Origin of the sequence: Mycobacterium simiae (genome assembly GCF_010727605.1) — a bacterium.
GTDB lineage: Bacteria > Actinomycetota > Actinomycetes > Mycobacteriales > Mycobacteriaceae > Mycobacterium > Mycobacterium simiae.
Map to the genome: position 1 here is coordinate 5,421,491 of NZ_AP022568.1, position 13,318 is coordinate 5,434,808.

Annotated in this window: 14 protein-coding genes; 11 read left to right on the forward strand and 3 right to left on the reverse strand. The window is 64.6% G+C overall.

All coding sequences use genetic code 11. The features are described from left to right. Positions 1–4 precede the first annotated feature (4 nt). A complete protein-coding gene (locus tag G6N33_RS25295; protein ID WP_044505995.1) occupies positions 5–403 on the reverse strand; it encodes a hypothetical protein in 399 nt (132 codons plus the stop codon). A gap of 271 nt (positions 404–674) precedes the next feature. Between G6N33_RS25295 and G6N33_RS25300 the strand changes: the two genes are divergently transcribed. The 3 genes from G6N33_RS25300 (at position 675) to G6N33_RS25310 (ending at position 3,578) form a co-directional block, all read left to right on the forward strand. Continuing rightward, on the forward strand, positions 675–1,961 hold the full coding sequence (locus G6N33_RS25300) for a cytochrome P450 (protein WP_101528281.1): 1,287 nt from the start codon (positions 675–677) through the stop codon (positions 1,959–1,961). A 43-nt stretch (positions 1,962–2,004) separates the two neighbouring features. Then, positions 2,005–2,553 (forward strand): YceI family protein, encoded by a 549-nt coding sequence (locus G6N33_RS25305; protein ID WP_044505992.1) that lies wholly within the window; start codon positions 2,005–2,007, stop codon positions 2,551–2,553. Between the two features lie 95 nt (positions 2,554–2,648). After that, entirely contained in the window at positions 2,649–3,578 is a 930-nt protein-coding gene (locus G6N33_RS25310; protein WP_101528280.1) for a class I SAM-dependent methyltransferase, read from the forward strand. Between the two features lie 48 nt (positions 3,579–3,626). Here the strand turns inward: G6N33_RS25310 and G6N33_RS25315 are convergent, their stop codons facing one another. Continuing rightward, on the reverse strand, positions 3,627–4,742 hold the full coding sequence (locus G6N33_RS25315) for a DUF7159 family protein (RefSeq protein ID WP_101528279.1): 1,116 nt from the start codon (positions 4,740–4,742) through the stop codon (positions 3,627–3,629). 644 nt (positions 4,743–5,386) lie between these two features. Between G6N33_RS25315 and G6N33_RS25320 the strand changes: the two genes are divergently transcribed. From G6N33_RS25320 to G6N33_RS25350, 7 genes are all read left to right on the forward strand, one after another. Beyond that, entirely contained in the window at positions 5,387–6,367 is a 981-nt protein-coding gene (locus G6N33_RS25320) for an esterase family protein (RefSeq protein WP_044505987.1), read from the forward strand. 88 nt (positions 6,368–6,455) lie between these two features. Next, a complete protein-coding gene (locus tag G6N33_RS25325; RefSeq protein WP_044511792.1) occupies positions 6,456–6,965 on the forward strand; it encodes a chorismate mutase in 510 nt (169 codons plus the stop codon). 132 nt (positions 6,966–7,097) lie between these two features. Then, on the forward strand, positions 7,098–7,511 hold the full coding sequence (gene rpfC, locus G6N33_RS25330) for a resuscitation-promoting factor RpfC (protein ID WP_044505985.1): 414 nt from the start codon (positions 7,098–7,100) through the stop codon (positions 7,509–7,511). A 34-nt stretch (positions 7,512–7,545) separates the two neighbouring features. Continuing rightward, a complete protein-coding gene (locus tag G6N33_RS25335; RefSeq protein ID WP_101528278.1) occupies positions 7,546–8,019 on the forward strand; it encodes an SRPBCC family protein in 474 nt (157 codons plus the stop codon). 50 nt (positions 8,020–8,069) lie between these two features. After that, a complete protein-coding gene (locus G6N33_RS25340) occupies positions 8,070–8,903 on the forward strand; it encodes an SDR family oxidoreductase (protein WP_044511791.1) in 834 nt (277 codons plus the stop codon). Positions 8,904–8,913: 10 nt separating this feature from the next. Next, entirely contained in the window at positions 8,914–9,327 is a 414-nt protein-coding gene (locus G6N33_RS25345) for a lipoprotein LpqH (protein ID WP_081661947.1), read from the forward strand. 49 nt (positions 9,328–9,376) lie between these two features. After that, a complete protein-coding gene (locus tag G6N33_RS25350) occupies positions 9,377–10,699 on the forward strand; it encodes a cytochrome P450 (protein WP_044505981.1) in 1,323 nt (440 codons plus the stop codon). A 12-nt stretch (positions 10,700–10,711) separates the two neighbouring features. On the opposite strand, the gene G6N33_RS25355 is transcribed toward G6N33_RS25350, so the two are convergent. Beyond that, the gene (locus tag G6N33_RS25355; protein WP_044505979.1) at positions 10,712–11,629 is read right to left on the reverse strand and encodes a dienelactone hydrolase family protein; all 918 of its coding nucleotides are present in this window, start codon (positions 11,627–11,629) and stop codon (positions 10,712–10,714) included. Between the two features lie 79 nt (positions 11,630–11,708). Between G6N33_RS25355 and G6N33_RS25360 the strand changes: the two genes are divergently transcribed. Then, on the forward strand, positions 11,709–12,152 hold the full coding sequence (locus G6N33_RS25360) for a limonene-1,2-epoxide hydrolase family protein (RefSeq protein ID WP_044505978.1): 444 nt from the start codon (positions 11,709–11,711) through the stop codon (positions 12,150–12,152). The last annotated feature ends 1,166 nt before the right edge of the window (positions 12,153–13,318 follow it).

Here is a 13,318-nt window from a genome sequence, read left to right on the forward strand (position 1 = left end):
GCCGTTATCCCGACGGCGGGAAGAACCCTGCGCCGGTGAACCATCCCTCTTGCCATCCCTGGGCGCCCAGGCACAACATCGGAAGCCCGGCCTCGGACTGCGCCGCGCTCTGCGGGCCGGGGCACTTGGCGCCGGCCTTCTGCACTCCATACAGCGGATAGGAGATCACCCAGTAGCCGGTGGTCGCCGGGGGGAACTGGTTGGGTGGCGGGAAATGGCAGGCCTCCGCCTGACCGCTGGGGCCGCGCCCGAAGATGAAGCGCTCGTAGTTGTCGCACGGCGCGCCCAACGACGCCTCATAGTTCATCCCGGGTACGTCGCCCTCGTAGCCGGCCGCCGCGTTCGGTGCCACTGTCACCGCCCCGGCCGCCACGGCGGTGACGGCGAGTAGTTCGCGAATCATGCGTCCACCCTTTGCCTACGCGTCACCTGGTCCGTCCATGCGCCGGGTGACCTGGATCAACAGCATAACTTTTGTGGTGCAGGCCACAAGTCCCACCGAGGCCCCACCGAGGCCCCACCGAGCGACGCTCACGCGCAACGCCGGTCCCGGCGACTGAACGTGTTGCAATTCGGCCGATCGAAGTTGTGCCAATGCTTCCCAACTGTGGTGTCGCGATGGTTTATTTGGCACAGGACATGCGACTAGAAGACTTCGTATCGAGGAGTGGGCCGTGTCAATTGATAACTCGACCACCAAGCCGGTCCCGAATCTGCCTCCCGGCTTCGATTTCACCGATCCCGACATTCACGCCGTGCGGTTGCCGGTGGAAGAATTGGCCGAATTGCGCCGCACCGCTCCAATCTGGTGGAACGAACAACCGGACGGTTGCGGCGGGTTCGACGACGGCGGCTTCTGGGTCATCTCCAAGCACAAGGACGTCAAAGAGGTCTCGCTGCGCAGCGACGTGTTCTCCAGTCTGGAGAACACCGCCCTGCCCCGCTACCGAGAGGGCACCGTGCGCGAGCAGCGTGAGACAGGCAAATTCGTGCTGCTCAACATGGACGCCCCGCAGCACACCCATCTGCGCAAGATCATCTCCCGCGGTTTCACCCCCCGCGCCGTCGAGCGGTTGCGCGACGACCTCAACGAGCGTGCTCGGCAGATCGTCGCGGCCGCCGCGGCCGAAGGGTCCGGCGATTTCGTCGAGCAGGTGTCGTGCGAGTTGCCGCTGCAAGCCATCGCCGGACTGTTGGGCGTGCCGCAAGAGGAGCGGATGAAGCTGTTCCACTGGTCCAACCAGATGGTGGGAGACCAGGATCCCGAGTTCGCCCGCAACGATGCGATGGGCGCCTCGGTCGAGCTGATCACCTACGCCATGCAGATGGCCGCCGACCGGGCGAAAAACCCTGGGGAGGACATTGTCACCAAGCTGATCCAGGCGGACGTCGACGGCCACAAGCTCTCCGAGGACGAGTTCGGTTTCTTCGTCATCCTGCTGGCCGTGGCCGGCAATGAGACCACCCGCAACTCCATCACTCAGGGAATGATGGCCTTCACCGATTTCCCGGATCAATGGGAGCTCTACAAACGCGAGCGTCCGGCGACCACCGCCGATGAGATCGTCCGGTGGGCCACGCCGGTGACGTCCTTCCAGCGCACCGCGCTGGAGGACTACGAGTTGTCCGGGGTGCAGATCAAGAAGGGGCAGCGGGTAGTGATGGTCTACCGCTCGGCCAATTTCGATGAGGAAGTCTTCGACGACCCGTTCAGCTTCAATATCCTGCGTAATCCCAACCCGCACGTGGGTTTTGGCGGTACGGGCGCGCACTACTGCATCGGGGCCAACCTGGCGCGCATGACGATCGACCTGATGTTCAATGCGATCGCCGACGCCATGCCCGATCTGGAATCGGTGGGTAAGCCGGAGCGGTTGCGCTCCGGCTGGCTCAACGGAATCAAGCACTGGCAGGTTGACTACCGCACCAACGGGACCGGCAACTGCCCCGTTGCGCACTGAGATCTCAGATTCGGCGCGCTGAGCCAGTGAATACAGTCGGTCTGTGACCCGGCCGTGGACCCTCGACGCCGCCAACGGTGAGCTACTACTGCATACCGGCGTCACCGGGCGGGCAGCGCGGATGGGTCATCGCCTCACGATCGCGATGACGCGTTGGCAGGCAACAGTGGAATGGTCGGGCGCCGAGCCCGTCGCCGCCGAGCTCGTGGTCGACGTGGACTCCTTCCAGGTGGTCGGCAGTCGCGGCGGCGTCACGGGACTTACCGGACCGGAGAAAGCTCTGGTCCGCTCGAATGCGTTGGGTGCACTCGACGCCCGGCGCTTTCCCCAAATCCGCTTTGCCGCCGACAGCATCGAGCAGACCGCCCGCGGGTACCGCCTCACCGGGACAGTGAGTATTCGGGGGAAGCGGCGTGAGCACGTAATCGATTTGGGCACAGCGGACCTCGGCGAGTCCTGGCGGATGTTTGCCGAGTCGGTCGTCTCGCAGGCTGACTTCGGAATCAAGCCCTACTCGCTGCTGATGGGCTCGGTCCGGGTCGCTGACGAGGTATCTCTGCGTTTCGAAGCGGTGCACGCCAAGGGTGATTGAGCTCGACCAGCGTCCGCACCGACGAGTGTATCCTCGTGGAGGATTCATTACCGCAGCTAAGTATCAACTAGCTTGACTCGTCGGGAGAAGTCGAAATGCCTCGTACAGAGAATGATTCGTGGGATTTGGCAACCAGCGTCGGAGCAACTGCCACGATGGTGGCTGCCGGGCGGGCGGTTGCCTCGAAGGCCGAGGAGCCGCTGATCGACGACCCCTTCGCGGAGCCCCTGGTGCGCGCCGTGGGAATCGAGTTCCTCGCCCGCTGGGCTAACGGAGACATCAACGCGGCCGACATCGACGGCCCCGACGACGTCTGGGGCTTGCAGCGGATGGCGGACCTGATGGGAGCCCGGACGCGGTACTTCGACGCATTCTTCCGGGACGCGATGGACGCAGGAATCCGTCAGGCCGTCATCTTGGCGTCCGGTTTGGATGCGCGGGCCTACCGGCTGCAGTGGCCGGCCGGCGCCACGGTGTTTGAGATAGATCAGCCCGAAGTGATCCAGTTCAAGAGTGCCACCCTGGCCGATCTGGGTGCCCGCCCGACGGCCGACCTACGCGAGGTGGCGATCGACCTCCGGCAGGATTGGCCGGCGGCGTTGCGGGCGGCCGGTTTCGACCCCTCGGCGCCCAGCGCATGGATCGCCGAAGGTCTGCTCGCATTCCTGCCCGCGGATGCCCAGGACCGCCTGCTGGACAACATCACCGACCTCAGCACGCCGGGGAGCCGGGTGGCTGCCGAGATCTTCGGCAACCGGCCGGGCGAAGACGGTGAGCAAGCGCCAGATGTCATCGGGCTCGCCGCCCAGCGCTGGCGCGCACACGGGTTCGAGGTGGAGCTTGCCGACCTGCGCTACGACGTGGAGCGCAACGACGTGGCAACTTACCTAACCCAGCACGGCTGGCAGACGCAGCGCAAGACCATAAACGAGCTGTTCGCGGCGAACGGCATTTCCGAAATACCTTCGACCGCTGACTTTTTCAACGCCGAGACCTACTACTGCACAGCAATCCGGCCGGCCTGACGCCGACAGCCGCCGGGCCGGTGATGGCTTGACGCCGCTGGAGGCGGCTTAGGGCTGCGCCGGTTCCGGCGGCGGGGCCGGTTCACCAGTGTCGCCGGGAATGTGCTCGAGAACCCGCGTCAGATACGGCTGCGGCTCGTTGGCCTCGCGTTGCTGTTCGCCAGACTCCGGCGCCGGTGCGTCCTGCCTCGAAACGGGTTCACCGGCGGCCGGCCGCGGCACCGACGGCTCGATCGACGGCGGGGGCGCAACGGCGGGCCGGCCCGCCTCGGCCACTTGCGGTGTCGTCCGGTGCGCCTGGTCCTTGCCCGGGGCCTGCCCCGCGGCCGGAGCGAACTGGATACCGACGGCCATCGCGAGCGACGAGACGAAGGTGACGACACCGGTGGCCAATGCGGCCGCGGCCCCGGCATAGGACAGGCGGCCGCGCCTGGGCGGGGCCGCGGGTGCGGGGTCCGCCGTGCACGCGATCAACTGCTCGTCGGTGAACTCGGTGCTGCGGGCCGCCGCCAATGCCGCGCCTCGGGCGACGGTCACCTGCGCCATCGTCTGCGCGAAAACCGGTACTGGCAAAGCTTTTTCAAGCTGCCATGAAAATCCGTCGATATCGCTATCGGCGCCCACCACCACAACGGCCTGCGGACGCCAACCGCTGCGGTCGAACATCTTGGTCAACCACGATCGCAGCCCGTCGAAGCCGCCGCTGATGTGTTTGATGACGGTGCGGGTTTCGTCGACATGGCTGTCGATCATGACGACCGTCGCGCGCTCGTGTTCGAGCAGGCAGACCGCCGTCTGGTCGTAACCGATGACGGGTGCAATGGCCAGAGCCAGCGTCTCGACGGCGTCCAGCAACCGAACCGGCACGACATTGTCGAATCCGGCGTCAGTCAGTGCTTCCACCAGCAGTGCGGCTTGGGCGGCGGCCGCGTCATTCCACGTCACTCCGATGACACGCAAGCGGTGCTCGCCCGCACCCGCCTGCGCATCCACCCGCAGCACCTCCTGGGCTACCTGGTCTGCGGTACTGACGGCCGGTACCCCCTGCTCGGCGCGCAACGCCGTTTCCTGATGGTCCAGGATGGTGCCGTCGGCGCCGTGTCCTTCAGCAAGGACCCACCCGAAGGTGGTCGGCGTCAGTGATAGCCCTAGAACCGTCTCCAAAGTTTTCGCACCTCAATCGTCCCGACCTCCGGCGGCCCGACTACACCATCGCGCAGCGGAAATCCGCTGGTGCGGTGATTCTGTAGGGCCGGAACGGACCGGGTTCTCGTTCGGTCTCCATCGGCTTGCTCCGAGAGAGCCTACGCGGTCCCGTCGGGTTCGGCTGCACCGATATCAGATCCGGAGACAACCTCGGCGAATGGGCTCGAGCGGGCGCCGACCCGACATAATTATCAACAACGTCAATCGTGGTGCTTCGGCCCGCTTCGATGACGACCCGGCGTCGCATCGGTTGCCTATCCGGGTAACGGCGTGAGCTATTGGCTCGTGCGGCAGGGCGTGTCGAAATCGGACGACCAACGTGTTCTGCGCGGCCGGAGCAACTCGCGTTGTCCCCTGCCGCCGGTGCCCCGCCTTTTCCCAGCGTGCCCCGTCACCAGGCATTTTGTCGGTCCACCGGCTCCGTAGGGGCTGTGGATGCGGTTACCGGCTTTGTATGTCAGTAATCGGCGAACGTTTAATTCCGATGCCAGGCGATACAAAACCGAGATGACAACGCGTCCTAATCGACATTTGAGCTATTCACACGGTAAATTCTGCCGAGGGCACCACGCCAGGACATACAACCGACAAGGGGCGCAGGTATGACAGACGTGAGCGAGAAGATCCGGGCCTGGGGGCGCCGGCTTGTGGTCGGTGCGGCAGCGGCTGTGGCCCTGCCGGGTCTGATCGGTCTTGCCGGAGGCGCGGCGACGGCCAATGCATTTTCCCGGCCCGGCCTACCCGTCGAATATCTGCAGGTGCCGTCGGCCGGCATGGGCCGCGACATCAAGGTCCAATTCCAGAGCGGTGGCGAAGGCTCCCCCGCCGTGTACCTCCTCGACGGGTTGCGTGCCCAGGACGACTACAACGGTTGGGACATCAACACTCCCGCGTTCGAGTGGTACTACAAGTCGGGCCTATCCGTGGTCATGCCGGTTGGTGGCCAGTCCAGCTTCTACACCGACTGGTATCGCCCGGCGTGTGGGAAGGCCGGCTGCTCCACGTACAAGTGGGAGACCTTCCTGACTAGTGAGCTGCCCGGCTACCTGTCGTCGCAGAAGGGCGTCAAGGCGAATGGCAGTGCGGCGGTCGGCATCTCGATGGCCGGTGCCTCCGCGATGAACCTGGCGATCTACCACCCGGCCCAATTCATTTACGCCGGTTCGCTGTCCGGCTACCTCAGCCCGTCCACCGGGCAGGGCTGGATCGGATTGGCCATGGGCGATGCCGGCGGCTACAAGAAGGAAGACATGTGGGGGCCGGACAACGACCCCGCCTGGCAACGCAACGACCCCTTGGTCAACGTCGGTCAACTCGTCGCCAACAACACTCGCCTGTGGGTGTACTGCGGTAACGGAACGCCGAACGAGCTGGGCGGCGCTAACCTGCCGGCCACCTTCCTCGAGAGCAACTTCATGATCGGTGTCAACAAGAAGTTCCAAGAGGCCTACACCGCAGCGGGCGGCCACAACGCCGTGTTCAACTTCCCCAACTACGGAACGCACAGCTGGGAGTACTGGGGAGCCCAACTGAACGCGATGAAGCCGGACCTGCAGAGCACCCTGGGTGCTAGCGGCGGATAAAACCGCCGCATCCTTGATGTCGCTACTGCGCCTGACGGCACTCGTCAGGCGCAGTAGCACGTTAGGGGCCATCGTCATCGCGGCGTCGATGCTGCCGGCAGCGCCCGCACGGGGGGATAACAGCGCGCTGACCGAGCTGGTCGGCGCGGCCGCCCAGCGGTTGCGGATCGCGGAGCCGGTAGCCGCTTTTAAATGGAAAACCCATGGTGCCATCGAGGATCCGGTTCGGGTTCAGCAAGAGCTCGCCGAGTTGAGCGCCGATGCGGCCGCCCAGCACATCGACGCGGACTTCGTGAGCCGCGTGTTCGGCGACCAGATCGACGCCACCACCGGAATCGAATACCGCCGTTTCGCGGACTGGACGCTTGACCCCGCCAGCGCCCCAACCCAGGCGCCCGATCTGTCCGTGTCACGCTCGACGATCGACGGCCTGAATAAGACGATGCTGGCGCAGCTCGCTGCGCACCGCGAGCTGCTGCGGGGGCCGGTCTGCGGCCCGCAGCTCGATGCCGCGCTGGCCGACGTTACCCGCGCTGACCAGCTCGATGACCTCTACAAGCAGGCGCTGGCGCGGGCCACAAGCTCGTATTGCACGTAATCATTGGCTGCCCCCACGCCATAGCGGACGCATGACGTGCCGATTTCGTTGCCATAGAAATGCCATAAATTTCTTATCTCGCGAATCAATCGAATCGGTAACGCTTTCTGGACACATGCCGAATTGCTTGACATGAGAAACTTGGGGAAGCCTCTCATCAAGTACGCGATTGCCGGCGGGATCGTCGCAGCGACGCTTGGGCCGGCGACCGCCGAGGCCGGCGCGGCGCCGACACCCAACTGGGACGCGATTGCGCAATGCGAGTCCGGCGGCAATTGGCACGCCAACACTGGAAACGGCGCTTACGGCGGACTGCAATTCAAGCCCGCCACGTGGGCCGAGTACGGTGGCGTCGGCAACCCCGCAGCAGCTTCGCGAGAGCAACAAATAGCCGTCGCTAACCGGCTTTTCGCCGATCAGGGCGTCGAGCCGTGGCCGAAGTGCGGCGCCGCGTCGGGCCTGCCGATCGGTTGGTACTCGCATCCCGCGCAGGGCATCAAGGAGATCATCAACGGCCTTATCCAGGCGGCCACTCCGCACCGATGACGCAGACGAGCGGTTCCTAGGCCGGCGACCGTCGATGTGTTTGGATCGGGCCATGGAAGGTTCGGCAACTGTTCATATGGCGGCACCCGCGGACAGGATTTGGGAGCTGATTTCCGACGTCCGCAATACCGGAAGGTTTTCACCGGAGGTATTTGAAGCCGAGTGGCTGGGTGGTGCGATAGGGCCGGCCCTTGGCGCGAAATTCCGCGGTCATGTTAAACGAAACGAGATCGGGCCGATTTATTGGACGGTCTGTGAAGTCACTGCGTGTGAGCCCGGCCGCGAATTCGGGTTTTCGGTGCTTCTTGGCGACAGGCCGGTCAACAACTGGCACTACCGCCTCCTGCCGTTCGGCGCCGGCACGGACGTCACCGAGTCGTTCCGGCTCAGCCCCGCGCCATGGCTGGGGGTGTACTGGGTGTTTGGCGGCTTTTTGCGTAAGCGCCGCAACGTCCGTGATATGACCAAAACGCTGAACCGCATCAAAGACGTCGTCGAGGCGGGCTGACAGGGAAGCTGACAAGGGAGGCTGGCATGCCGGGCTCCGGAGATACGGCCGTGAAATCGGTCTTCATCACTGGCGCGGGCAGTGGCATGGGCCGCGAAGGGGTCAGGCTGTTCCACGCCAAGGGCTGGCGGGTCGGTGCCGTGGACCGCGACGCCGACGGGCTCGCCGCGGTGGCCCGAGAACTGGGCGACGAGCGGCTGTGGACGCGCCCGGTCGACGTCACGGTCAAAGCGGATCTAGACGGCGCGCTGGCGGACTTCTGCGCCGGCAACCCCGCCGGCGGACTGGACATGATGTGGAACAACGCGGGCATAGGCGAGTCCGGCTGGTTCGAGGACGTGCCGTATGAGGCGACGATGCGCGTCGTCGAAGTGAACTACAAAGCTGTGCTGACCGGCGCCTACGGCGCACTCCCCTACCTCAAGAAGGCGCCCGGCAGCTTGATGTTCACGACGTCGTCGTCGTCGGCCACCTACGGAATGCCGCGCCTGGCCGTCTATTCGTCGACCAAGCATGCGGTCAAGGGCCTCACCGAGGCGCTCAGCGTGGAATGGCGCCGCCACGGTGTGCGGGTTGCCGACGTTCTTCCGGGTCTGATCGACACCGCCATCCTCACCACGACGCCGAACCACTCCAACGACGGTGCGGCACCCATGACGCCCGAGGAGCTGCGCGCGACCGCGCCAAAGAAGGGCATGTTGCGGTTGATGCCCGCACGCAGCGTGGCCGAGACCGCGTGGCAGGCCTACCACCATCCGAACCGGCTGCACTGGTATGTACCAAAGAGCATCCGCATGATCGACCTGCTCAAGGGTTTGAGTCCGGAGTTCGTCCGCGGCCGCATCGCCACCTCGTTGCCGGTGTTGATCTCGAAGCGTCAGTGAAGGAGATGAAGTGCGCCAGTACGCATTGGTCCCGCTCGCGGGTGCCCTGGTCGCCGCCGCGGGGTGCGCAACCCCGCAGCACACCCCGCTGGGTGCCGCACGCTTGACGATCAACGGGATCAGCCACGCGGCACGTCCGCCGGCCTGCAGCCAGCTGCAGTCGTATCGGACCATCGACATCGCCGACCGCGACGGCCACGTCGAAGCCGTGGTCTTGCTCAGCGCTTCGCGGGCCATCCCCCAGTGGGTGAAGATCCGCAACGTCGACGGATTCACCGGCAGCTTTTGGCTGGGTGGCGTGGGCGACGCGCACGTCGATGTCAGCAACAATGCCTACACGATCGCTGGCAGCGCCTACGGCATCAACAGCGCCAACCCGAACAAGGTTGTGACGACCGATTTCACGATCAACGCTTCATGTTGAGTAGATGTCCGGCCCGCAGTCCGCTGACCGGCCCAGGCACGGAGGCGCTATGAAGCAACGATTGCACTGGCTCGCGCTGCACGGCTTCGTTCGCGGTGCGGCGGCGATCGGCCGGCGGCGGGGTGACATGCAGGCCCGGCTTATTGCCGATCCGGCGGTGGCGGCCGACCCGGTGCCGTTCTGCGACGCGCTGCACGCGCGGGGGCCCTTGGTGAAGAGCCGGGTGGGCTATCTGGCGGTCGACCACGGAGTCAGTCACAGTGTGCTGCGTTCCGACGACTTCCGGGTGCTGATGCTGGGATCCAACCTGCCCGCACCGGTGCGGTGGCTGGAGCGCCACACCCGCGACGATCTGCTGCACCCGCTGCGCGAACCGTCGCTGCTGGCCACCGAGCCGCCGGATCACACGCGCTACCGCAAGACGGTGTCGGGGGTGTTCACCTCGCGGGCGGTCGCCGCGTTGCGCGACCGGGTCGAGCACACCGCGGCCGCGCTGCTGGACGAGCTGGCCACCGAGTCGGGCGTGGTGAACATCGTCGGACGGTACTGCTCACAACTTCCGGTCGCGATCATCAGCGACATCTTGGGTGTGCCCGAACGGGACCGATCGCGCATCCTGCAGTTCGGCGAGCTGGCGGCCCCGAGCTTGGACATCGGATTGCGGTGGGACCAATTCCGCAGCGTGCAGCGCGGGATCGCGGGTTTCAATTCCTGGCTGGTCGATCACCTGCAGCAGTTGCGCCGCCACCCCGGCGACGACCTGATGAGTCAGCTGATTCTGGCAGCCGAAAGTGGTTCGGATGAAACATATCTCAGTGAAGCGGAACTGACCGCGATCGCGGGGCTGGTGTTGGCCGCCGGATTCGAGACCACAGTGAACCTGTTGGGTAACGGCATCCGCATGCTGCTCGACGCACCCGAGCATCTCGACACGTTGCGCGAGCGTCCCGAGGTGTGGCCCAACGCCGTCGAAGAGGTCCTGCGGTTGGACTCCCCGGTGCAGTTGACCGCGCGCAAGGCGATCAATGACGTCGAGCTGGCCGGCCGCCGGATCGCCAGCGGGGACATGGTGTTGCTCTATCTGGCTGCCGCCAACCGCGACCCGTCGGTGTTCCCCGATCCGCATCGCTTCGACATCGAACGCCCCAATGCCGGACGGCATCTCGCGTTTTCCGGGGGTCGGCACTTCTGCCTGGGCGCTGCCCTGGCGCGCGCAGAGGGCGAAGTCGGGTTGCGGGCCTTCTTCGATCGTTTCCCCGAGGTGCGCCCGGCCGGTTTCGGGACCAGGCGGGACACCCGGGTGCTCCGGGGATGGTCGAGCCTGCCGGTAGCGCTGGGGCGTGCGCGCTCGATGGCCCCGGTGGACGTCTAGCCAGTCTCGAGCTCAGCGCCGGGCCAGGTATCGGTCGAGCCAGTCCAGCAGCCGCTGCCAGGCGTCCGCGGCGGCAACGGCGTTGTAGCGGGGGCCGGTCTCGTTGAAGAAGGCATGGTCGGCATTCGGTTCCACCACCAGCTCGTTGATCAGCCCAGCCCGGTCCAACGCTGCCTTGGCGGCCGATTGCGAGCCGGTCACCCTCGCGTCGAGGGCGCCGTAGATGCCCAGCACCGCGGCCTTGGACGCGGCGAAGTCCGGGTTCGGCGGCAACGGCCCATAAAACGGGACCGCTGCCGACACGCCGAGCGCGCCGGCGGCCAGCAGTTGCCACACCAGTCCGCCGCCAAAGCAGAACCCGACCACGGCCACCTGCTGTCCCGGTGCACGCAGTCGAAGCTCGGCGACGCCGGAATTCATATCGTGGGTGAATTGCCCGGGCGCGATGGCGGCGAGTGCCGCGGTGGCCTGCGCAGGATCCGTGAACGCCGCGGTCCCACCCTGTTCCGACAACAGGTCGATGGCCAGCGCCGAGTATCCGGCGCCCGCCAGACGTCCCGCGACCGAGCGCACCCAGTCGTTCAGCCCGCGGTTTTCGTGGATAACTAAGACCGCGCCCTTGGGGTTGGCTGCCTGCGCCCAGGCCCCCCGCAACTGACCCCCCGAGCTGGTCCACGAAATCGGCGCCGTCGGTAACGCGTTCGCCATTCCGGGCGGTGGCGTGGGGGCAACTGAGGTTTCGGGATGCACCGACGATTTGGCGGTTGGGGGCTGTCCTTGGTCCTTGGCGCAGGCGGCGAGGAGCGCAACTGCTGCGGTGCTGCCCAGACCGAGCAGCGACAGTCGCCGCAAGGCTTCTCGTCGCGTCATCAGGCCGTCGACGTGGTCAGTGGCGATCTCGTGGGCGAGGTAGCGCTGAAGCGGGTTCACCCTGTGAGTATCCGTGCGCAAGCCGTGGTTGACACCCGCCCGGTGAGCGAGTTTATTTGCCGCTATGACAGACGTTTCTATGATTAGAGTCGACGACGTGGTTCTCGGTATGTGGCAGGCGCTTTCGCGGCGAGACTGGGATGCGGTCAAGACGTTTCTGGCCGACGACTGCCTCTACGTCGACATGCCCGTCCCGGCAGTGTCGGCCCGGGGACCCGAGAACATCGTGACGCGACTCAAGATTGGGCTCGAGCCGTTGGCCGGCTACCAGAACCATGACGGCGTGCTGGTGTCCAACGGCACCGACGTGATGTACGAGCATTCCGAAACGTGGACGTTTGCCTCGGGTGAGCAAGGCGTGCTCCGATTCGTCACAGTACATAAAGTGGTCGACGCCAAGATCACGGTGTGGAAAGACTATTGGGACATGAACAGCCTGATTAGTTTCGCGCCGCCGAATCACTTCGAGAACCTGGCGGCAGCAGATACGTCCTGGGTTTTCGATGCTTCAGGTCTGATCTGAAGCATCTTTCAGATTCCTGTGTATGTGAACTGCGGTGATAGTTACCCGTCGGTATCATCTGGCGCGTTCCAGCACATGTCGGTTATGATCTGCAGCGGCCGAATCGGGTCTGAATGCGGTGGTGGGCGCCTTCATGCCAGCTATGTGTTGTTCGGAGTCGGGAGCGGCCATTCTTATTCTCCTGACGCCGCACCCGGCCTGGCTTGAGTCGGGTGATACCTCGACGAACGGAGTGCCTATGTCACGCCTAACTAGCAAAGTCACTATTGCCATGATCCTAGGTTTCACCGCCATAACGGCATCGGGTTGCTCACCGGTATTTTCGCTTTTGTCGTTTTAGGGCGTTGGCGTGGGAAGGCATTCGACGGTTCAGCAAAGAACTGAAACCCTCGATTCTTCGCGCTCGCATGAGTACCCGTAGTATGCACAAACAGTAATTCAGTGTCGGCGAATATGGCCGGTATTCGTGTGCTGGATGCTTGGCATGTACCGGGTACTGGGATTGCAATCCAGCAAAGTGATTGTCATCTACTGATCGACGGTTCTAGTACCAGGGCCGCCCGATTAGTGGCGGTCCCCTGCGGCCTGTGTGTTGCTGTGCGCGCTAAATAGCGTGTGCGCGTATGTATTTCACCAGGCGGCAGGCATGTGGCTGGCTCCGGACGGTTGCGGATGGCTGGGCAATCCAGCATGTCCGCGTCCGCTCTAGCAAATCAAACACATAGAAATTACCGGCGAGTAGTCGTGGAAGGTATGTAAGAGTTCGGGTTAGTATCTGCACCGGCCGAATCTGGTTTGAATGCGATGGTGGGCGCCTTCAATCCGGCTATTAGTTGTTGGAGTCAGGACCGGCTATTTTGGTGCCTCCTGACGCCATGGACCCGGCTCCACACTGAGCCGGGCGCAATCGGGATGAAATGGAGTGTGTAATGTCGCGTATCACCAGCAAAATCACTGTCGCCATAATCCTCGGGTTCACGGCCGTGGTGGCGACGGGGTGTACACCCGTTCTCTCGCTCATCACCGTCACTATGTAGGCAGCTGCTGAGCCTCGTAGCAAGAATGTGCCGGGCGCCCCGGGCAATCCCGATACCGGGCCGGGGCGCCCGCCAACACATGGCGCCTTGAAAGGTGTCACGTTTGCTCGGTGGCGCTGTGCCCGTTCA

What these genes read in the sequence shown, in the direction of transcription:
- G6N33_RS25295 (WP_044505995.1), bottom strand. Translation starts at nt 403, where the DNA reads ATGATTCGCGAACTACTCGCCGTCACCGCCGTGGCGGCCGGGGCGGTG.
- G6N33_RS25310 (WP_101528280.1), top strand. Translation starts at nt 2,649, where the DNA reads ATGCCTCGTACAGAGAATGATTCGTGGGATTTGGCAACCAGCGTCGGA.
- G6N33_RS25320 (WP_044505987.1), top strand. Translation starts at nt 5,387, where the DNA reads ATGACAGACGTGAGCGAGAAGATCCGGGCCTGGGGGCGCCGGCTTGTG.
- G6N33_RS25325 (WP_044511792.1), top strand. Translation starts at nt 6,456, where the DNA reads ATGCTGCCGGCAGCGCCCGCACGGGGGGATAACAGCGCGCTGACCGAG.
- rpfC (WP_044505985.1), top strand. Translation starts at nt 7,098, where the DNA reads ATGAGAAACTTGGGGAAGCCTCTCATCAAGTACGCGATTGCCGGCGGG.
- G6N33_RS25335 (WP_101528278.1), top strand. Translation starts at nt 7,546, where the DNA reads ATGTGTTTGGATCGGGCCATGGAAGGTTCGGCAACTGTTCATATGGCG.
- G6N33_RS25350 (WP_044505981.1), top strand. Translation starts at nt 9,377, where the DNA reads ATGAAGCAACGATTGCACTGGCTCGCGCTGCACGGCTTCGTTCGCGGT.
- G6N33_RS25360 (WP_044505978.1), top strand. Translation starts at nt 11,709, where the DNA reads ATGATTAGAGTCGACGACGTGGTTCTCGGTATGTGGCAGGCGCTTTCG.